This window comes from Stenotrophomonas sp. 93052_Sma, from assembly GCF_056481145.1.
In genome coordinates this window covers 3216295-3230915 of record NZ_CM151134.1, presented here as the reverse complement: position 1 = coordinate 3230915, position 14621 = coordinate 3216295, and the positions used below count along the sequence as shown (strand labels likewise).

Below are 14621 nucleotides of genomic sequence, written 5' to 3'. Positions count from 1 at the left end.
ACAGAGGGACGCGGCGAAGCCGCGTCCCTCTTCCAAATTCCGTCCCGACAACCCAAAGCTCTTCGATCCGTCACCAGGAATCTGTCAGAGGTGGGACGGGATGGGCCAGCGGGACCGTTGGCGCCATGGATGGCGCCATCGAGCCCCCATGGACGGGTTTACGGCGTGTCCCGCTGGCCCATCCCGACCCGCCCAGCTAGCAGCAATCCAGAGCCGCTCTTGACGTTGCTGTTGCCGTTGCCGTTGCCGTTGCCGTAGAGCCTGCCGCAGGCAGCGCCCGCGGCCGCCGCCGCAAAGGAAACTCCTTAAATCTTCTTCGCCAGCGACTCGGCCAGGCCGGTGTAGCTGCCCGGGGTCATCTCCAGCAGGCGCTGCTTCGCATCCGCCGGCAGCTCCAGCCCCTCCACGAACGCACGCATCGACTCGGCCGTGATGCCCTGGCCGCGGGTCAGCGCCTTCAGCTGCTCGTACGGGTTCGGCAGGCCATGGCGGCGCATCACCGTCTGCACGGCTTCCGCCAGCACTTCCCAGGCCGCGTCCAGATCGGCATCCAGGCGCTGCGGGTTCACTTCCAGCTTGCCCAGGCCCTTGGCCAGCGAATCCAGCGCCACCTGGCTGTGGCCGAACGCGGTGCCCAGCGCACGCAGCACGGTGGAGTCAGTCAGGTCACGCTGCCAGCGGCTGATCGGCAGCTTCGCGCTGAAGTGCTCGAACAGCGCGTTGGCAATGCCGAAGTTGCCTTCCGCATTCTCGAAGTCGATCGGGTTGACCTTGTGCGGCATCGTCGACGAGCCGACTTCGCCTTCCTTCAGGCGCTGCTTGAAGTAGCCAAGCGAAACGTAGCCCCAGATGTCACGGGCCAGGTCGATCAGGATGATGTTGGCGCGGCGTGCGGCATCACCGATCTCGGCGATGTTGTCGTGCGGTTCGATCTGCGTGGTGTACGGGTTGAACACCAGGCCCAGGCCGGTCACGAAGCGCTCGGCGAAGGCCGGCCAGTCCACGTCCGGGTAGCTGGCGATGTGGGCGTTGTAGTTGCCCACCGCGCCATTGATCTTGCCGGTCAGTTCGACCGCGGCAATCTGCCTGCGCTGGCGTTCCAGGCGGGCGACCACGTTGGCCAGTTCCTTGCCCAGGGTGGTCGGCGAGGCGGTCTGGCCGTGGGTGCGCGACAGCATCGGCTGGCCGGCCTGGGCGTGGGCCAGGCTGCGCAGGCTGTTGGCGATGCCGTCCAGGGTCGGCAGCAGCACCTCGCGGCGCGCCTGTTCCAGCATCAGGCCGTAGCTGAGGTTGTTGATGTCTTCGCTGGTGCAGGCGAAATGCACGAATTCCAGCGCCGGGGCCAGCTCGGCGTCGTCCTTCAGCTGTTCCTTGATGAAGTACTCCACCGCCTTGACGTCATGGTTGGTGGTGCGTTCGATCTCCTTCACGCGCGCGGCCTGGGCCGGGCTGAAGCTGGCGGCCAGGGCGCGCAGGCGGGCGACGGCGGCGTCGGAGAACGGGGCCAGTTCGACGATGCCCGGCTCGGCGGCCAGGGCCAGCAGCCACTCCACTTCGACCGTGATGCGGGCCTTGATCAGGCCGTACTCGGAGAAGATCGGGCGCAGGGCGTCGACCTTGCCGGCATAGCGGCCATCGAGCGGGGACAGGGCGAGCAGGGCGGAATCGGACATGTCGGCAGGGCTGGGGCGATCGGCGGGGGCCATATTCTACGACGTGCCGGTGAGGTAGTGCCGGCCGCTGGCCGGCAACCACGCCCGGCCCATGATTCCATGGATTGCTGGCCAGCGGCCGGCACTACCCCTTGCGCGTGCAGATCGGCCCTGCGGATGAAACGATCTGGCCCGCCCTCGTCATCCCACGCTGCGGGCAAGGGAGTATCGTTGGCGCAGCCGCCAGCCCGGGAAGCGACACCCTGCCAGCCGCCGCTTCCCTTTCCCCAACTGAAGTAGTGCGGAGTTGATGCAATGAGCAAAGCTGCAAGCAAGGGTTTCAGAATCGAACACGACAGCATGGGCGAGCTGCAGGTGCCTGCGGACGCCCTGTGGGGCGCCCAGACCCAGCGTGCCGTGCAGAACTTCCCGGTGTCGGGCCAGCGCATGCCGCGCGGTTTCATCCGTGCCCTGGGCCTGGTCAAGGGCGCCGCCGCGGGCGTCAACGCAGAACTGGGCCACCTGCCGAAGAACGTGGCCAAGGCCATCCAGACCGCTGCCGCCGAAGTGGCCGCCGGCAACTGGGACGCGCAGTTCCCGATCGATGTCTACCAGACGGGTTCTGGCACGTCGTCGAACATGAATGCCAATGAGGTCATCGCCACCCTGGCCAACCGTGCCGGCAAGGCGGGCAAGACCAGTGTGCACCCCAATGACCACGTCAACCAGGGCCAGAGCTCCAACGACGTGATTCCGACCGCGCTGCGCGTGTCGGCGGTACTGGCCGCGCATGAGCAGCTGCTGCCGGCGCTGGTGCACCTGCGCAAGACCCTGGACAAGAAGGGCCGCAGCCTGCGCAAGGTGGTCAAGACCGGCCGCACCCACCTGATGGATGCGATGCCGCTGACCTTCGAGCAGGAATTCGGCGCATGGTCGGCGCAGCTGGCCTCGGCCCAGGAGCGCATCGAAGACAGCCTCAAGCGCGTGCGCCGGCTGCCGCTGGGTGGCACCGCCATCGGCACCGGCATCAATGCCGATCCGCGCTTCGGTGCACAGGTGGCCAAGGCACTGAAGCAGCAGACCGGTTTCAAGTTCGACAGTGCCGAGAACAAGTTCGAAGGCCTGGCCGCACAGGACGACGCGGTGGAGCTTTCCGGTCAGCTCAATGCGCTGGCGGTGGCGCTGATCAAGATCGCCAACGACCTGCGTTGGATGAACGCCGGTCCGCTGGCCGGGCTGGGCGAGATCGAACTGCCGGCGCTGCAGCCGGGCAGCTCGATCATGCCGGGCAAGGTCAACCCGGTGATTCCGGAAGCGACGGTGATGGCCTGTGCACAGGTGATCGGTCACCACACTGCGATCACCGTGGCCGGGCAGACCGGCAACTTCCAGCTCAACGTCACCCTGCCGCTGATCGCAGTGAACCTGCTCGATGGCATCGGCCTGCTGGCCAACGTGTCCACCCTGCTGGCCGACAGTGCGATTGCCGGGCTGAAGGTGCGCGAGGACCGCGTTGCCGAGGCGCTGGCGCGCAACCCGATCCTGGTTACCGCCCTCAACCCGATCATCGGCTACGAGAAGGCTGCGGCGATTGCCAAGCGTGCATACAAGGAACAGCGCCCGGTGCTGGATGTGGCGCTGGAGGACAGTGGACTGGAGGAGGCCGAGCTGCGTCGCCTGCTGGACCCGACCGCGCTGACCGCCGGTGGCATCCAGGCCGGTGGCGGCGGCGCCGGCGGTTGATCGGCCGGTTGTAGAGTCGAGCCATGCTCGACTGTTGTTCCGGAGTCGAGCATGGCTCGACTCTACAGAAAGCAGAAACGCCGCCCTTTGGGCGGCGTTTTTTTTCAGCGACGGTCGGCGACGATGTTGCCGAAGGTGTCGGTGTAATCCTTGAACTCCGGGATGCGCTGGATCAGGTCCGCCGGAATCACGACCATGCCCTCCGGCGGTTGGATCTTCACCGGCTGCATGTTGGGATCGGCCGGTGCGGCCACCAGGGTGTTCTGGCGCAGCACCTGCAGCTTGCCGAACATGGTCTGCAGCATCTGTTTCTGCCCGTCGTCCAGCGGAATCTGGATCTCGTCCATCTTCATCGTGCCGTCGGCGAGGACGATGATGTTCGGCGCGGGCGGGCGACGCACGGTGACCATGCCTTCGCTGACGGAAATCTTGGGCTTGCCACGCTCGGCGCGGTGGTTGCGGTACTCCTGGTCACAGCCGGCCAGGCCGAGGCAGAGCAGGGCGGTCAACAGCAGAAACAGCTTCTTCATGACATTCTGTTCGGGGGCGTCCGGGGCCGCCATTGTAAGCCGGGCGGCGCACTACGGCCGGCAGCCAGACGCCGCTGCCGGCCGGGTGCGCTGATCTGTCACAGGCCTAGCGCTGGACCACGGTGTCCTTGCCGCAGTCGTCCACGTCGCCCTGGTCCATGGTCGCGTAGGGCTTGAATGCCGGCAGTTCACGTGCGAGCGCCTGCTGGCTGGCCAGCATCGCCGGAAGGCGGTCGCAGATGCGCTTGGCCTGGGCTTCGATCTTCTCGGCTTCGGCATTGATGCGCTTTTCGACACCTTCGCTGTCGCCGCTGAAAATGCCCTTCAGCGCTTCGCCGGCAGCACTGGCACCCAGTTTGGCGCCGGCCAGGCCGACATCCATGCCGTCCATCGCGATGGCGACCACGTGGCCGCGGTAGTCCTGCAGATGACGGCGCTGGATATCGTTGGCGGCGATCTCCTTGCCCGCGATCAGCAGGCGGCCATCCGGCGTGATCTCCGCACGCGGCTGCTTGTCCGCCGAGATCTTGATGTTGCCCTGGGCGATATCCTTGCGGGCATCGTCCATCGCGTTCCTGACGGTCTCGCCGACGCCGCCTGTGGCTTCGGCCACACTCTTGCCAACGGTCTTGTCGGGTGCTGACGACGTGCCGCCGCAGGCGATCAGCGGCAGGGACAGCAGCACAGCAGGCAACAGGCGCAACAGGTTCATGGTGTTCCCCTGGTAGTGTCTGGAAGAGGGTTTACTTGCTGCGCGGCAGAGTGACCCGGCCGCTGACGTTGCGATGATCGACGTCACCGCTGCCGCTGTGGTCGACGGTCAGGGTGCCGCGCACGCCGTCGACGTTGATGTCGCCCGAGCCGTGGCTGCGGACATGCACATTGCCGCCGATGTCGGCCAGATCGACCCCGCCGGAGCCGACCACGCCCACTTCAACGCTGCCCTGCACGCGCTTGAACTCGATATCACCCGAGCCCACGGTATCCAGCCGCGCGTTGCCACGCACATCGCTGATCTTCAGGTCACCGGAGCCGACGGTACCGGTGCTGGCATCGCCGCTGATGTTGCGTACGGTGACGTCGCCGGAACCCAGCGACAGCAGATTCAGGGAGCTGCCGCCATCGATGTTGAGGTCGCCCGAACCCACTGCAGCGTGGATGCTGCCGCGGGTACCGCGGACCACGGCATCACCGGAACCCACGTCCACGCTCAGCGACTGTGCGTTCTCCACGCTGGCATCGCCCGAGCCGATCTTGAACTGCAGCGGCATGTTGTCCGGCACGCTGCCACGGATATCCAGCCAGGCGTAGCTGTTGCCCAGGCTGATGCCGCTTTGGCGGCCGTCGCGGCGCAGGCTCACCACCAGCTTGTCGCCGACCTTGCGCTGCTCCAGCACCAGCTGGTCCAGCCATTCCTGGCTGGACGCGCAGGCGCGGCCGTCCAGCTGGCCGCCGCCAGCGCTGGCGACCACCTTCAGGTCATGCTGATTGACCTCGAACACCACCGTCCTGGCACCAGCCACGTCCAGCTTCAGTGCGCGGGCGGCAGTGAACTTGCAGTTCGGAGCATCGGCGGCCAGCGCCGACAACGGCAACAGCAACAACGCAGAACAGGCGAGCAAAGAACGCATGGGTGGTGCCTCCGGATGGATGGGATCAGATCTCGCCGGCGCGCTTGCGCAGGCGGATGGCAAGGAAGATGAACACTGCACCGACGACGGCGCCGATCCACAGCTCCGGCATCGCCAGCGACTTCAGCTGCGAGGCGGGGGACATCAGGCTGACGACCGAGTCCAGATCGCGGCGCGATGCTTCGTCGGCGCCGAGGCGATACAGCAGGTCCATGCCGGGCACGCCGCCCAGCAGCAGGCGGCCGACGATGTTCTGCCAGAACCAGCCGGTGGTCAGGCCGAACAGCGGCATCATCTTGGTGGAGCTGACAATGATGCCGGCAAACAGCGGCAACATTACCGCCCACAGGAACGGCTTGCTCCTGGCCCATGCCGAGCACAGCAACAGCCAGCCGGCGGTGGGCAGGGCCCACAGGGCATAGACCGGAATCCAGGCCAGGTGCCCAGCGGCCAGGGTCAGCGGGCTGGCCGGGCCCCAGATCAGGGTCATCGGGCTGCCGCCGTGCAGCAGTGCGACGGCGCTGATGATCAGCATGAAGCCAAACATGGTGAGGATGCCGGCGATGACCGCGATCAACGGTGCCACGATCAGTGCGCTGATCACCTTGGACAGCACGGTCTGCGTGTCCGACAGCGGCAACGACTTCCAGAACAGGATGCTGCGGTCACGGCGATCGTCGTAGAGGGCGCCCAGGCAGTAGAAGAACACGACGAAGGCCAGCACCACGAACGGCCAGCTTGAACTGAGTACCAGAGTCAGGTCCAGGCCGTTGCCAAGATCAGCAAGGTCCTTGGCACTGATGTCACGGGTGAGCAGGGCCAGGTTCAGGCCGTTGATGTTCACGTTCTCGCCATCGATGTGCAGGCCGCCGTCGCGTGCTGCACGGTTCAGCGCGAACAGGCCGAAGGCAATGCCGGCGATGCTCATCACCAGTGAGATCAGGCCCGCGATCAACGGGGCATACAGGAAGCCGCCGCGGTTCTCCCAGTACTCGCGCTTGAGCAGCCAGCGCAGGGTGCCGATCGGGCTGACGGGGTGGTTGACGGCATTCATGCGTAGGTCCCCTTCATGATGGCGACGAACAGGTCGGCCAGGCCCGGGATGCGGGTCTCGCCGAGAGAGGAAAGCTGGGTGCGCGGCACGCCATCGAACAGCATCACCGTCTTGCCGAACGCCAGGCTGCGCTCGTCGATCGGCTTCAGGGCGCGCGGTGTCCAGCTGGTCGGCATTGACCAGCAGCTCGGTATAGCGCTGGCCGACGTCGTCCATTTCCGCGTCGAGCACGATGCGGCCATCGCGGATGAACATCACGTCGCTGAGGATGTGCTCGATCTCCTCCACCTGGTGGGTGGTGACGATGATGGTTTTCTGTTCGTCGAAGTAGTCTTCCAGCAGGCGCTGGTAGAACTCCTTGCGGTACAGGATGTCCAGGCCGAGGGTCGGCTCGTCCAGCACCAGGATGCGGGCATCGATGGCCATCACCAGCGTCAGGTGCAGCTGCACGATCATGCCCTTGGACAGCTCGCGCACGCGCTGCTTCGGCTGCAGCTTGGTGTTGGCCAGGAAGCGCTCGCAGCGGGCGCGGTCGAAGCGCGGGTGGACGCCGGCCACGAAATCGATCGCCTCGCGCACCTTCAGCCAGCGCGGCAGCACGGCGACGTCGGCGATGAAGCAGATGTCGTTCATCAGTTCGTCGCGGTGCAGTCGCGGGTCGCGACCGAGCACGCTCAGTTCACCCTCCACCGAGGTCAGCCCAAGAATGGCCTTCAGCGCGGTGGTCTTGCCGGCGCCATTGGGCCCGATCAGGCCGACGATGCGTCCGCTTGGAATGCTGAAACTGGCGTTGTCGAGGGCGACCGTGGTCTTGTAGGCCTTGCGCAGGCCTCGGGCGGTGATGACCGACTCACTTGCAGTGCTATTCATCAGACTTTCCCCTGGGGCAGCAATTCGTCGAGGCTCAGGCCCAGGCGCTGGATGCGCTCCAGAACCGCCGGCCATTCTTCGTTGAGGAAACGGTCGCGCTCGCTGCTGCGCAGCTGCGTGGCCGCCTGCTCGGTCATGAACATGCCCAGGCCGCGGCGCTTCTCGACCAGGCCTTCGTCGGCCAGCTCCTGGTAAGCGCGCGAAACGGTGATGGGGTTGAGTTGATAGTCGGCGGCCACCTGGCGCACCGAAGGCAGGGCATCGCCCGGCTTGAGGATTCCGTCGAGCATCATGGCGATCACGCGCTCCTTCAACTGACGGTAGATGGGAGCGCCGTCGCTCCACTGGATGTCGCTCATATTCAGCTCCGTGGGGTCAGCGGCTGGGCGAACGAGAAATACGGCATGGACAGCGCGCTGTGCAGCCGACGCGGGGGAGGGGGGAGGAGGAGGGGGCGTTCCCTGCGGGGGAGAGAGTCGCGTCCTGCGCACTTTCAGCAGCGGCGGAAACAGGGGCGGTGGGCGTGGCCCACCAGGCCAGCACGAGCAGGGTCGAAACAGCGACGGCCGCGCGTGCGGTGAGGTTGCGACGGATCCGGACGTTCATGGCTTCCCCCTGTCTCAGGTGACTGGTGTTGTATGAAACTATAACACCGGCACGCCTACGTGCAACCCCTTGCCGTCCCCAACTGATGGCAGGGGTGGTCAGATTGCTGAAACATCCCTTTAGTCGATTGATTTAAAAGGGAAATTGATCTTCTGCAGGGGGCTTTTCGGGGCGGCCTTCCATTCAGTGATGTCCATGCTATGTCATCACTGCGCCTTCGATGGCGCCCGGGCAGCACATTCGCCACGCCGCGCAAAGCCCGGAATGGACCTGTGCCATCAGGGGCTCCAGAGCCCGGTGCTATAGTTCGGCCGATTCCCGGCCAGCACTGGCCGGGCCTTGTGAATGGCTACCGCGGACCGCCTCTGATGCCCCTGCCGACCGTTTCCCCGTGCCGCCTGCGCGGCCTGTCCCTGCTGGCCCTGATGGTGGCCGGCGCCGCCGGTTCCGCCAGTGCGCTGGCGGCCGACCTGCTCGATCTGGAATACCGGCCGTTGGCCAGCAAGCAGCAGGTGAATCTGCAGCAGCGCTATCACGGGCAGGTGCTGCTGGTGGTCAACACCGCCAGCAAGTGTGGCTACACGCCGCAGTACGAAGGGCTGGAGGCGCTGCAGAAGCGCTATGCAGGCCGCGGTTTTGCGGTGCTGGGCTTTCCTTCCAATGACTTCAAGGGCCAGGAACCGGGTGACGAGAAGCAGATCCAGGACTTCTGCACCCTGACCTACGGCGTCAAGTTCCCGATGTTCGAGAAGGTGCATGTGGTCGGCACGCAGGCCACGCCGCTGTACCAGCGGTTGACCGCAGCGACCGGCGTTGCGCCGGCCTGGAACTTCCACAAGTACCTCGTGGGCCGCGATGGCAAGGTCATTGCCCAGTTCGCCAGCAAGGTGACGCCGGACGATCCGCAGCTGACCGCGGCCATCGACAAGGCGCTGGCGGCAGCCGCCACGCATTGATATCCAGCACGCATGCCTCGACATCGACGGCATGCGTGCGACAATGTTTCTTTTCGCGCCGACGTCGGCGCCCAGACACTTCCAGGAATGCAGCGAATGAAGATGGGAATGCGCGGCGCCGCGGCGTCGGTTCTGATTCTGGCGATGGGCACTTCGGGTGTCGCTCTGTCGCAACAACCGGCTGCCCCCGCAGCCGCCAAGGAGACCGCAACCTTGAATTCCCCCAAGCAGAAGCTCGGCTACGCCATCGGCCTTGATGTCGCCAAGTCGTTCACCCCGATCGCCGATGAGATCGATGTGGCCGCCCTGCGCACCGCCGTTGAGCGTTCGTTCGAGGGCCTGCAGCCGCAGATCACCCAGGAACAGGCCAAGGCCACCGATGCCGCCCTGCGCCAGGTCGTGATGGCCCGCAGCGGCCAGCAGGTGCCGGGCGTGGCACCGGGCTCGCAGCCGCCGAAGGTCGACCGCGTCAAGGTGTCGCAGATGATCGGCTCCTACTCGGTGGGTCCGTCGCTGGCGCAGCTGAAGGACGATATCGATGTCGCCTCGTTGTTTGACGCAATCAGCACCGGCCTGACCAAGGGCCAGCCGAAGATGACGGAAGCTGACGCGACCGCCACCATCCAGGCCTTCATGGGTGCCAAGCAGGCTGAAATGCAGGCCAAGGCCGCCCAGGCTGCGCAGACCAACCGCACGGAAGGCAACGCATTCCTGGCCAAGAACAAGACCCAGCCGGGCGTGGTGACCACCTCGTCGGGCCTGCAGTACCAGGTGATCCGCCCGGGTAGCGGCGAGCGCCCGCTGCCGAGCAGCAAGGTGCGCGTGAACTACGAAGGCAAGCTGCTCAACGGCACCGTGTTCGACAGTTCCTACGGCCGCCAGCCGGCCGAGTTCGGTCTGGACCAGGTGATCAAGGGCTGGACCGAAGGCGTCGCGCTGATGCCGGTCGGTTCGAAGTACCGCTTCTGGATCCCGGGCGAACTCGCCTACGGTGAGAACGGCACCCCGGGCGGCCCGATCGGCCCGAACGCGACTCTGACGTTCGACGTCGAGCTGCTGGGCGTTCTGCCGTAAGTCATTCAGGAGCGAATACGGATATGCGCGTTGCGATTTTTGGTACCGGCTACGTTGGACTGGTGACCGGTACCTGCCTGGCCGATGTTGGTCATCAGGTGGTCTGTGTCGATATCGACCAGGCCAAGGTGGATGGCCTCAACCAGGGCATCATCCCGATCTATGAACCCGGCCTGGAGCCGATGGTGAAGGCCAATCATGCCGCAGCGCGGCTGGCGTTCACCACGGATGCCGCGGCCGCCATCGATCACGGCCAGGTGGTGTTCATCGCCGTTGGTACGCCACCGGACGAGGATGGCAGTGCCGATCTTCAATACGTGCTTGCCGTAGCCCGAACCATTGGTCGGCACATGAGTGTGCCGACCGTGGTGGTGAACAAGTCGACGGTGCCGGTCGGCACCGCCGACAAGGTGCGTGCCGCCATTGCCGAAGAGCTGGCCGCGCGTGGCGCGGACATCGCCTTCGACGTGGTGTCCAACCCGGAATTCCTGAAGGAAGGCGATGCGGTTGCGGACTGCATGCGCCCGGACCGCATCATCATCGGTGCGGCGAACGAAGAGTCGGTGGCGGTGATGCGTCGCCTGTACGCGCCGTTCAACCGCAACCACGACCGCGTGGTGGAAATGGACGTGCGTTCGGCCGAACTGACCAAGTACGCCGCCAATGCGATGCTGGCGACCAAGATTTCGTTCATGAATGAAATCGCCAACATCGCTGAACGCGTCGGTGCCGATGTCGAGCAGGTCCGCCAGGGCATCGGTTCGGATCCACGCATCGGCTGGCACTTCATCTATCCGGGTGCCGGTTACGGCGGCTCGTGCTTCCCCAAGGACGTGCAGGCATTGGCCCGTACCGCCCAGCAGTATGGCCTTGAGCCGAAGCTGCTCAATGCGGTTGAAGCGGTCAACGATGCGCAGAAGGGCCATCTGTTTGCCCTCATCCAGCGTCATTACGACAAGGGCGAGGACGAGGGCGTGCGTGGAAAGACCTTCGCCGTATGGGGTCTGGCCTTCAAGCCGAACACCGACGACATGCGTGAGGCCTCCAGCCGTCGACTGCTGGCGCAGCTGTGGGAAGGCGGTGCGACGGTGCGTGCCTACGATCCGGAGGCGATGCACGAGTCGCAGCGCATCTTCGGCGAACGCGATGACCTGGTGTTCTGCAACAGTGCCGATGAAGCGCTGCAGGGTGCCGACGCGCTGGTGGTGGTCACCGAGTGGAAGCAGTTCCGCAGCCCTGACTTCCAGAAGCTGCGCGAGCAGCTGAAGGATGCGGCGGTGTTCGACGGCCGCAACCTGTATGAGCCGGGCGAAGTGGAAGCCGCAGGTCTTGCGTACTACGGCATTGGCCGGGGGCGCTCGTTGCATGTCTGATCTGCCGACTGAACGCGAGCAGGCGCTGGAAGCGCGCCTGGTCGAGCTGGAAATGCGCGTGTCCTTCCAGGAACAGGCGCTGGCCGAGCTGAGCGACGCGCTGGCTGATGCCCGCATGCAGGGCATGCGCAACGCCGATGTGCTGCGCGTGCTGCTGGAAGACCTGGGCAAGGTCCGCAACGCACTGAATTCTTCCGATCCGGCGAGCGAACCGCCGCCGCCGCACTACTGATCCGAATCCTATGAGCGATACCCTCCGCGACCAGCTGATGGGCCTGGGCTTCAAGCCCGCGCCCAAGCCCGAGCGCAAGAATGATGGCCCCCGCCGTGATGGCCGCCCGCAGGGCAAGGGTGGCAACGGCAACGGCAATGGAAAGCCGCAGGGCGCAGGCAAGGGCGAGCACAAGCCCGGTGAACGTCGTGGGCAGGGCCATGGCGCGGGCAAGCCCGGCGGGCATGCGCGCGGTGGCCAGAGCCAGCAGGGCCCGCGCAAGCCGCGCAGCACCGAAGAGATGGATCTGGCCAAGGCCTATGCCATCCGGGCGCAGCGGGAGAAGGAAGAGCGCATCGAGACCGAGCGCCTGAAGCAGGAAGAAGCACGCGTGCGCCGCGAGGCGAAGGCCAAGCTGGAAGAACTGCTGAAGGACAAGAGCCTCAACGCCGAGGCAGCGGACATCGCCCGCCACTTCCCGTATGGCGGCAAGATCAAGCGCATCTATGTGACCGCCGAACAGCTGACCGCGCTCAATGCCGGTGAGCTGGGTGTGGTCCAGCTCAATGGCCGCTACCTGCTGGTAACGGCCGACGTGCTGGCACAGTCCGAGGCGGTGTTCGCTGCCTCGGTGGCGCTGAAGGTCGATCCGAATGCGCCGGCCGAGGAAGATCCGTATGCGGATCCGCAGTACCAGGTGCCGGACGACCTGGTCTGGTAAAGGCGCAACCACCGCGGACGGCACTGCCCCCGCGGTTGGGGGGAAGGGATGACCGCTGATCCAAGCCGTGGCTACGTGCCGCACATTGACGGCCTGCGCGCGATTGCCGTGCTGGCCGTCATCGTGTTCCACCTGGACCCGGCCTGGTTGCCGGGCGGGTTCACCGGCGTAGACGTGTTCTTCGTCATTTCCGGGTTCGTGGTCAGCGCGTCGGTGCACCGGCTGCCGCCGTTGTCGCTGTGGCAGTCGATGCTGCGCTTCTATTCGCGACGCATCCGCCGCATCGCACCTGCGCTGATCAGCTGCCTGCTGTTGACCGCCGTCGGCAGCGTGCTGTTCATTCCCGAGTCCTGGCTCAGCGAGGCCAGTGACAAGACCGGGCTGATGGCATTCTTCGGCTTCAGCAACTGGGTGCTGGCGCTGATCGGCAACGATTATTTCGCGCCCAAGGCCGAATTCAATCCCTATACCCATACCTGGTCGCTGGGCGTGGAGGAGCAGTTCTACCTGCTGTTCCCGCTGCTGTTCCTGGCCTGGGCGCGCGGCGTGCGCGGGCGTTGGATCAGCCTTGGCCTGTTTGCCGTGGTCAGCGCGGCGTCGCTGCTGCATGCGGCGGTGCTGGGCCTGCGCGAGGCGCCGCCATCGTGGGCGTTCTACGCCACCACTACGCGGCTGTGGCAGCTGGGTGTTGGCGTACTGCTGTTCCAGCTGCTGCATGTTCGCCAGCCAGTGGATGCGGTGACGACGATTGCACTGAAGCGCGCTGCGCCCGTGTTCTCGCTGCTCGCGATGGTGGCGCTGGCCTTGCTGTGCTGGGCATTGTGGACCGCACGGGCCGGACGTTCGCCGTGGCCTGATGGCCTGCTGCCGACCTTTGCGGCGGCAGGCCTGCTGTGGGCGCTGCATCATCATCCCCGGTCCTGGGTGGCACGCCTGTTGGCCAGCAGGCCGATGCGCTCCATCGGCCTGCTGTCGTACTCGCTGTATCTGTGGCACTGGCCGGTATTCGTGCTGATGCGTTGGACCGTGGGCCTGCAGACACCCCTGCAGATGAGCGCTGCGATGGCGCTGGTGCTGCTGCTGTCGTGGTTGTCGTGGCGCTGGGTGGAGCAACCGTTCCGGGGCCCCTTGGCGCAGCGTCTGCGCCCGGGTCGCTGGGTACTGGCAGGTTCGGCTGTGCTGCTGGTCGCGGCCGGCACCCAGACGCTGCTGTACCTGCAGGCACCGCGGATATCACTGAGCACGGTCAGTCGGCATCCCGGCGACTGGTATCCCAACGGCAAGAGCGTGGCAGGCGACTATCCCGACTGCAGCCTGGTGACCACCAAGCGACGCTTCGAAGGTGGCAGCATGCGGACCTATGCGCGTGGTGACTGCGATCGGCCGGCGCCTGCCGGTGCGCCGAAGCAGGTGTTCGTTGCTGGCGATTCGCATGCAATGGCCTACATCGAGCTGCTGCAGCGGCTGGCGCTTGAGAGTGGCTCGGAGGTAATTCTCTACGGTCGTGGTGGATGCCCGCAGGTGAGCCTGCAGAAGTGGCGCAGCGCGGGTGCCGGTTGCAGTGATTTCGACGCAGCGATGCTCGCCGATGTCACGCAGCGTGCGCAGCCAGGTGATGCCGTGGTGCTGGTGTCGCTGCGGATACCGCGCTTGTCCGATCAGTTCATATTGTTCGATGCGCAGGCGCAGCTGGCGGGCGAGGTGACCCCGGAAGCCACTGCAGGACGCGAGGCCGAAGTGGCCGAGGCGATCACCCAGTGGAAACCGTTGGCCGAGCGCGGTGTGCGAATTGTGCTGGAGGCGCCCAAACCGGTGCTGCCGGCGCCGCCGTATCGCTGCTCTGACCGCTTCAATTCACGCAACGAGGTCTGCCGCAACGGCCTGGACAGCACGCGTGAGGCGATGGAAACGCTGCGTGCGCCGATGCTGGGCAGCCTGCAGCAGGTGGTCGATGGCCTGCCAGGGGGTGTGCTGTGGGATCCGATGCCGGTGCTGTGTGATGACGTGCTGTGCCCGGCGCAGCGCGATGGCCGGCCGTTGTTCTTCGATGGCGATCACCTCAGCGCGCATGGCAACCGTGTGCTGCTGCCGTCGCTGCAGCAGGTACTGCTGCAGCAGTAGGACCGCGCCGGCGTCAGGCCTTGAAGCGGCTCCGGCGTGCGCGGATCAGTGGCAGGCTCGGTGCGAAGAAGCACAGCAG

Annotated in this window: 13 protein-coding genes and 1 pseudogene; 7 read left to right on the top strand and 7 right to left on the bottom strand. The window is 65.7% G+C overall.

Translation table 11 applies throughout. The features are described from left to right. Nucleotides 1–305: 305 nt before the first annotated feature. Nucleotides 306–1673 (bottom strand): adenylosuccinate lyase, encoded by a 1368-nt coding sequence (gene purB / locus ACZK2V_RS15230; RefSeq protein WP_486322559.1) that lies wholly within the window; start codon nucleotides 1671–1673, stop codon nucleotides 306–308. A gap of 294 nt (nucleotides 1674–1967) precedes the next feature. On the opposite strand from purB, the gene ACZK2V_RS15225 reads away from it, so the two are divergent. After that, nucleotides 1968–3395 (top strand): class II fumarate hydratase, encoded by a 1428-nt coding sequence (locus ACZK2V_RS15225; RefSeq protein WP_154263998.1) that lies wholly within the window; start codon nucleotides 1968–1970, stop codon nucleotides 3393–3395. Nucleotides 3396–3499: 104 nt separating this feature from the next. Here the strand turns inward: ACZK2V_RS15225 and ACZK2V_RS15220 are convergent, their stop codons facing one another. The 6 genes and pseudogenes from ACZK2V_RS15220 to ACZK2V_RS15195 form a co-directional block, all read right to left on the bottom strand. Continuing rightward, on the bottom strand, nucleotides 3500–3925 hold the full coding sequence (locus ACZK2V_RS15220; protein WP_154263997.1) for a hypothetical protein: 426 nt from the start codon (nucleotides 3923–3925) through the stop codon (nucleotides 3500–3502). 106 nt (nucleotides 3926–4031) lie between these two features. Continuing rightward, a complete protein-coding gene (locus ACZK2V_RS15215) occupies nucleotides 4032–4637 on the bottom strand; it encodes a YggN family protein (RefSeq protein WP_010480405.1) in 606 nt (201 codons plus the stop codon). Between the two features lie 31 nt (nucleotides 4638–4668). Then, the gene (locus ACZK2V_RS15210; RefSeq protein WP_032130457.1) at nucleotides 4669–5556 is read right to left on the bottom strand and encodes a DUF4097 family beta strand repeat-containing protein; all 888 of its coding nucleotides are present in this window, start codon (nucleotides 5554–5556) and stop codon (nucleotides 4669–4671) included. Between the two features lie 25 nt (nucleotides 5557–5581). Next, the gene (locus ACZK2V_RS15205) at nucleotides 5582–6610 is read right to left on the bottom strand and encodes an ABC-2 transporter permease (RefSeq protein ID WP_049400228.1); all 1029 of its coding nucleotides are present in this window, start codon (nucleotides 6608–6610) and stop codon (nucleotides 5582–5584) included. Continuing rightward, nucleotides 6607–7480: pseudogene (locus ACZK2V_RS15200) on the bottom strand (ABC transporter ATP-binding protein). The gene ACZK2V_RS15205 and the pseudogene ACZK2V_RS15200 overlap by 4 nt, the downstream one beginning before the upstream one ends. Then, nucleotides 7480–7839, bottom strand: coding sequence for a GntR family transcriptional regulator (locus ACZK2V_RS15195; RefSeq protein WP_006453095.1), 360 nt, complete (start codon nucleotides 7837–7839; stop codon nucleotides 7480–7482). Before ACZK2V_RS15195 ends, ACZK2V_RS15200 begins: the two are co-directional and overlap by 1 nt. Before the next feature lie 615 nt (nucleotides 7840–8454). Here ACZK2V_RS15195 and ACZK2V_RS15190 point away from each other — a divergent pair. From ACZK2V_RS15190 to ACZK2V_RS15165, 6 genes are all read left to right on the top strand, one after another. Then, nucleotides 8455–9042 (top strand): glutathione peroxidase, encoded by a 588-nt coding sequence (locus ACZK2V_RS15190; RefSeq protein ID WP_019337359.1) that lies wholly within the window; start codon nucleotides 8455–8457, stop codon nucleotides 9040–9042. A gap of 96 nt (nucleotides 9043–9138) precedes the next feature. Next, the gene (locus ACZK2V_RS15185; RefSeq protein ID WP_019337358.1) at nucleotides 9139–10116 is read left to right on the top strand and encodes an FKBP-type peptidyl-prolyl cis-trans isomerase N-terminal domain-containing protein; all 978 of its coding nucleotides are present in this window, start codon (nucleotides 9139–9141) and stop codon (nucleotides 10114–10116) included. Nucleotides 10117–10139: 23 nt separating this feature from the next. Next, the gene (locus ACZK2V_RS15180; RefSeq protein ID WP_032127659.1) at nucleotides 10140–11489 is read left to right on the top strand and encodes a UDP-glucose dehydrogenase family protein; all 1350 of its coding nucleotides are present in this window, start codon (nucleotides 10140–10142) and stop codon (nucleotides 11487–11489) included. Beyond that, the gene (locus ACZK2V_RS15175) at nucleotides 11482–11721 is read left to right on the top strand and encodes a SlyX family protein (RefSeq protein ID WP_019660397.1); all 240 of its coding nucleotides are present in this window, start codon (nucleotides 11482–11484) and stop codon (nucleotides 11719–11721) included. Before ACZK2V_RS15180 ends, ACZK2V_RS15175 begins: the two co-directional genes overlap by 8 nt. Nucleotides 11722–11731: 10 nt before the next feature. Next, nucleotides 11732–12421, top strand: a complete 690-nt coding sequence (locus ACZK2V_RS15170; protein WP_180845361.1) for a DUF2058 domain-containing protein — start codon at nucleotides 11732–11734, stop codon at nucleotides 12419–12421. 48 nt (nucleotides 12422–12469) lie between these two features. Next, nucleotides 12470–14542, top strand: coding sequence for an acyltransferase family protein (locus ACZK2V_RS15165; RefSeq protein WP_201116782.1), 2073 nt, complete (start codon nucleotides 12470–12472; stop codon nucleotides 14540–14542). Nucleotides 14543–14621: the final 79 nt, after the last annotated feature.

Bases quoted from the DNA above. Each gene is read 5' to 3' on its own strand.
- ACZK2V_RS15180 (WP_032127659.1), top strand. From the start codon at position 10,140: ATGCGCGTTGCGATTTTTGGTACCGGCTACGTTGGACTGGTGACCGGT.
- ACZK2V_RS15175 (WP_019660397.1), top strand. From the start codon at position 11,482: ATGTCTGATCTGCCGACTGAACGCGAGCAGGCGCTGGAAGCGCGCCTG.
- ACZK2V_RS15205 (WP_049400228.1), bottom strand. From the start codon at position 6,610: ATGAATGCCGTCAACCACCCCGTCAGCCCGATCGGCACCCTGCGCTGG.
- ACZK2V_RS15220 (WP_154263997.1), bottom strand. From the start codon at position 3,925: ATGAAGAAGCTGTTTCTGCTGTTGACCGCCCTGCTCTGCCTCGGCCTG.
- ACZK2V_RS15215 (WP_010480405.1), bottom strand. From the start codon at position 4,637: ATGAACCTGTTGCGCCTGTTGCCTGCTGTGCTGCTGTCCCTGCCGCTG.
- ACZK2V_RS15210 (WP_032130457.1), bottom strand. From the start codon at position 5,556: ATGCGTTCTTTGCTCGCCTGTTCTGCGTTGTTGCTGTTGCCGTTGTCG.
- ACZK2V_RS15225 (WP_154263998.1), top strand. From the start codon at position 1,968: ATGAGCAAAGCTGCAAGCAAGGGTTTCAGAATCGAACACGACAGCATG.
- ACZK2V_RS15185 (WP_019337358.1), top strand. From the start codon at position 9,139: ATGAAGATGGGAATGCGCGGCGCCGCGGCGTCGGTTCTGATTCTGGCG.
- ACZK2V_RS15165 (WP_201116782.1), top strand. From the start codon at position 12,470: ATGACCGCTGATCCAAGCCGTGGCTACGTGCCGCACATTGACGGCCTG.
- purB (WP_486322559.1), bottom strand. From the start codon at position 1,673: ATGTCCGATTCCGCCCTGCTCGCCCTGTCCCCGCTCGATGGCCGCTAT.
- ACZK2V_RS15170 (WP_180845361.1), top strand. From the start codon at position 11,732: ATGAGCGATACCCTCCGCGACCAGCTGATGGGCCTGGGCTTCAAGCCC.
- ACZK2V_RS15190 (WP_019337359.1), top strand. From the start codon at position 8,455: ATGCCCCTGCCGACCGTTTCCCCGTGCCGCCTGCGCGGCCTGTCCCTG.
- ACZK2V_RS15195 (WP_006453095.1), bottom strand. From the start codon at position 7,839: ATGAGCGACATCCAGTGGAGCGACGGCGCTCCCATCTACCGTCAGTTG.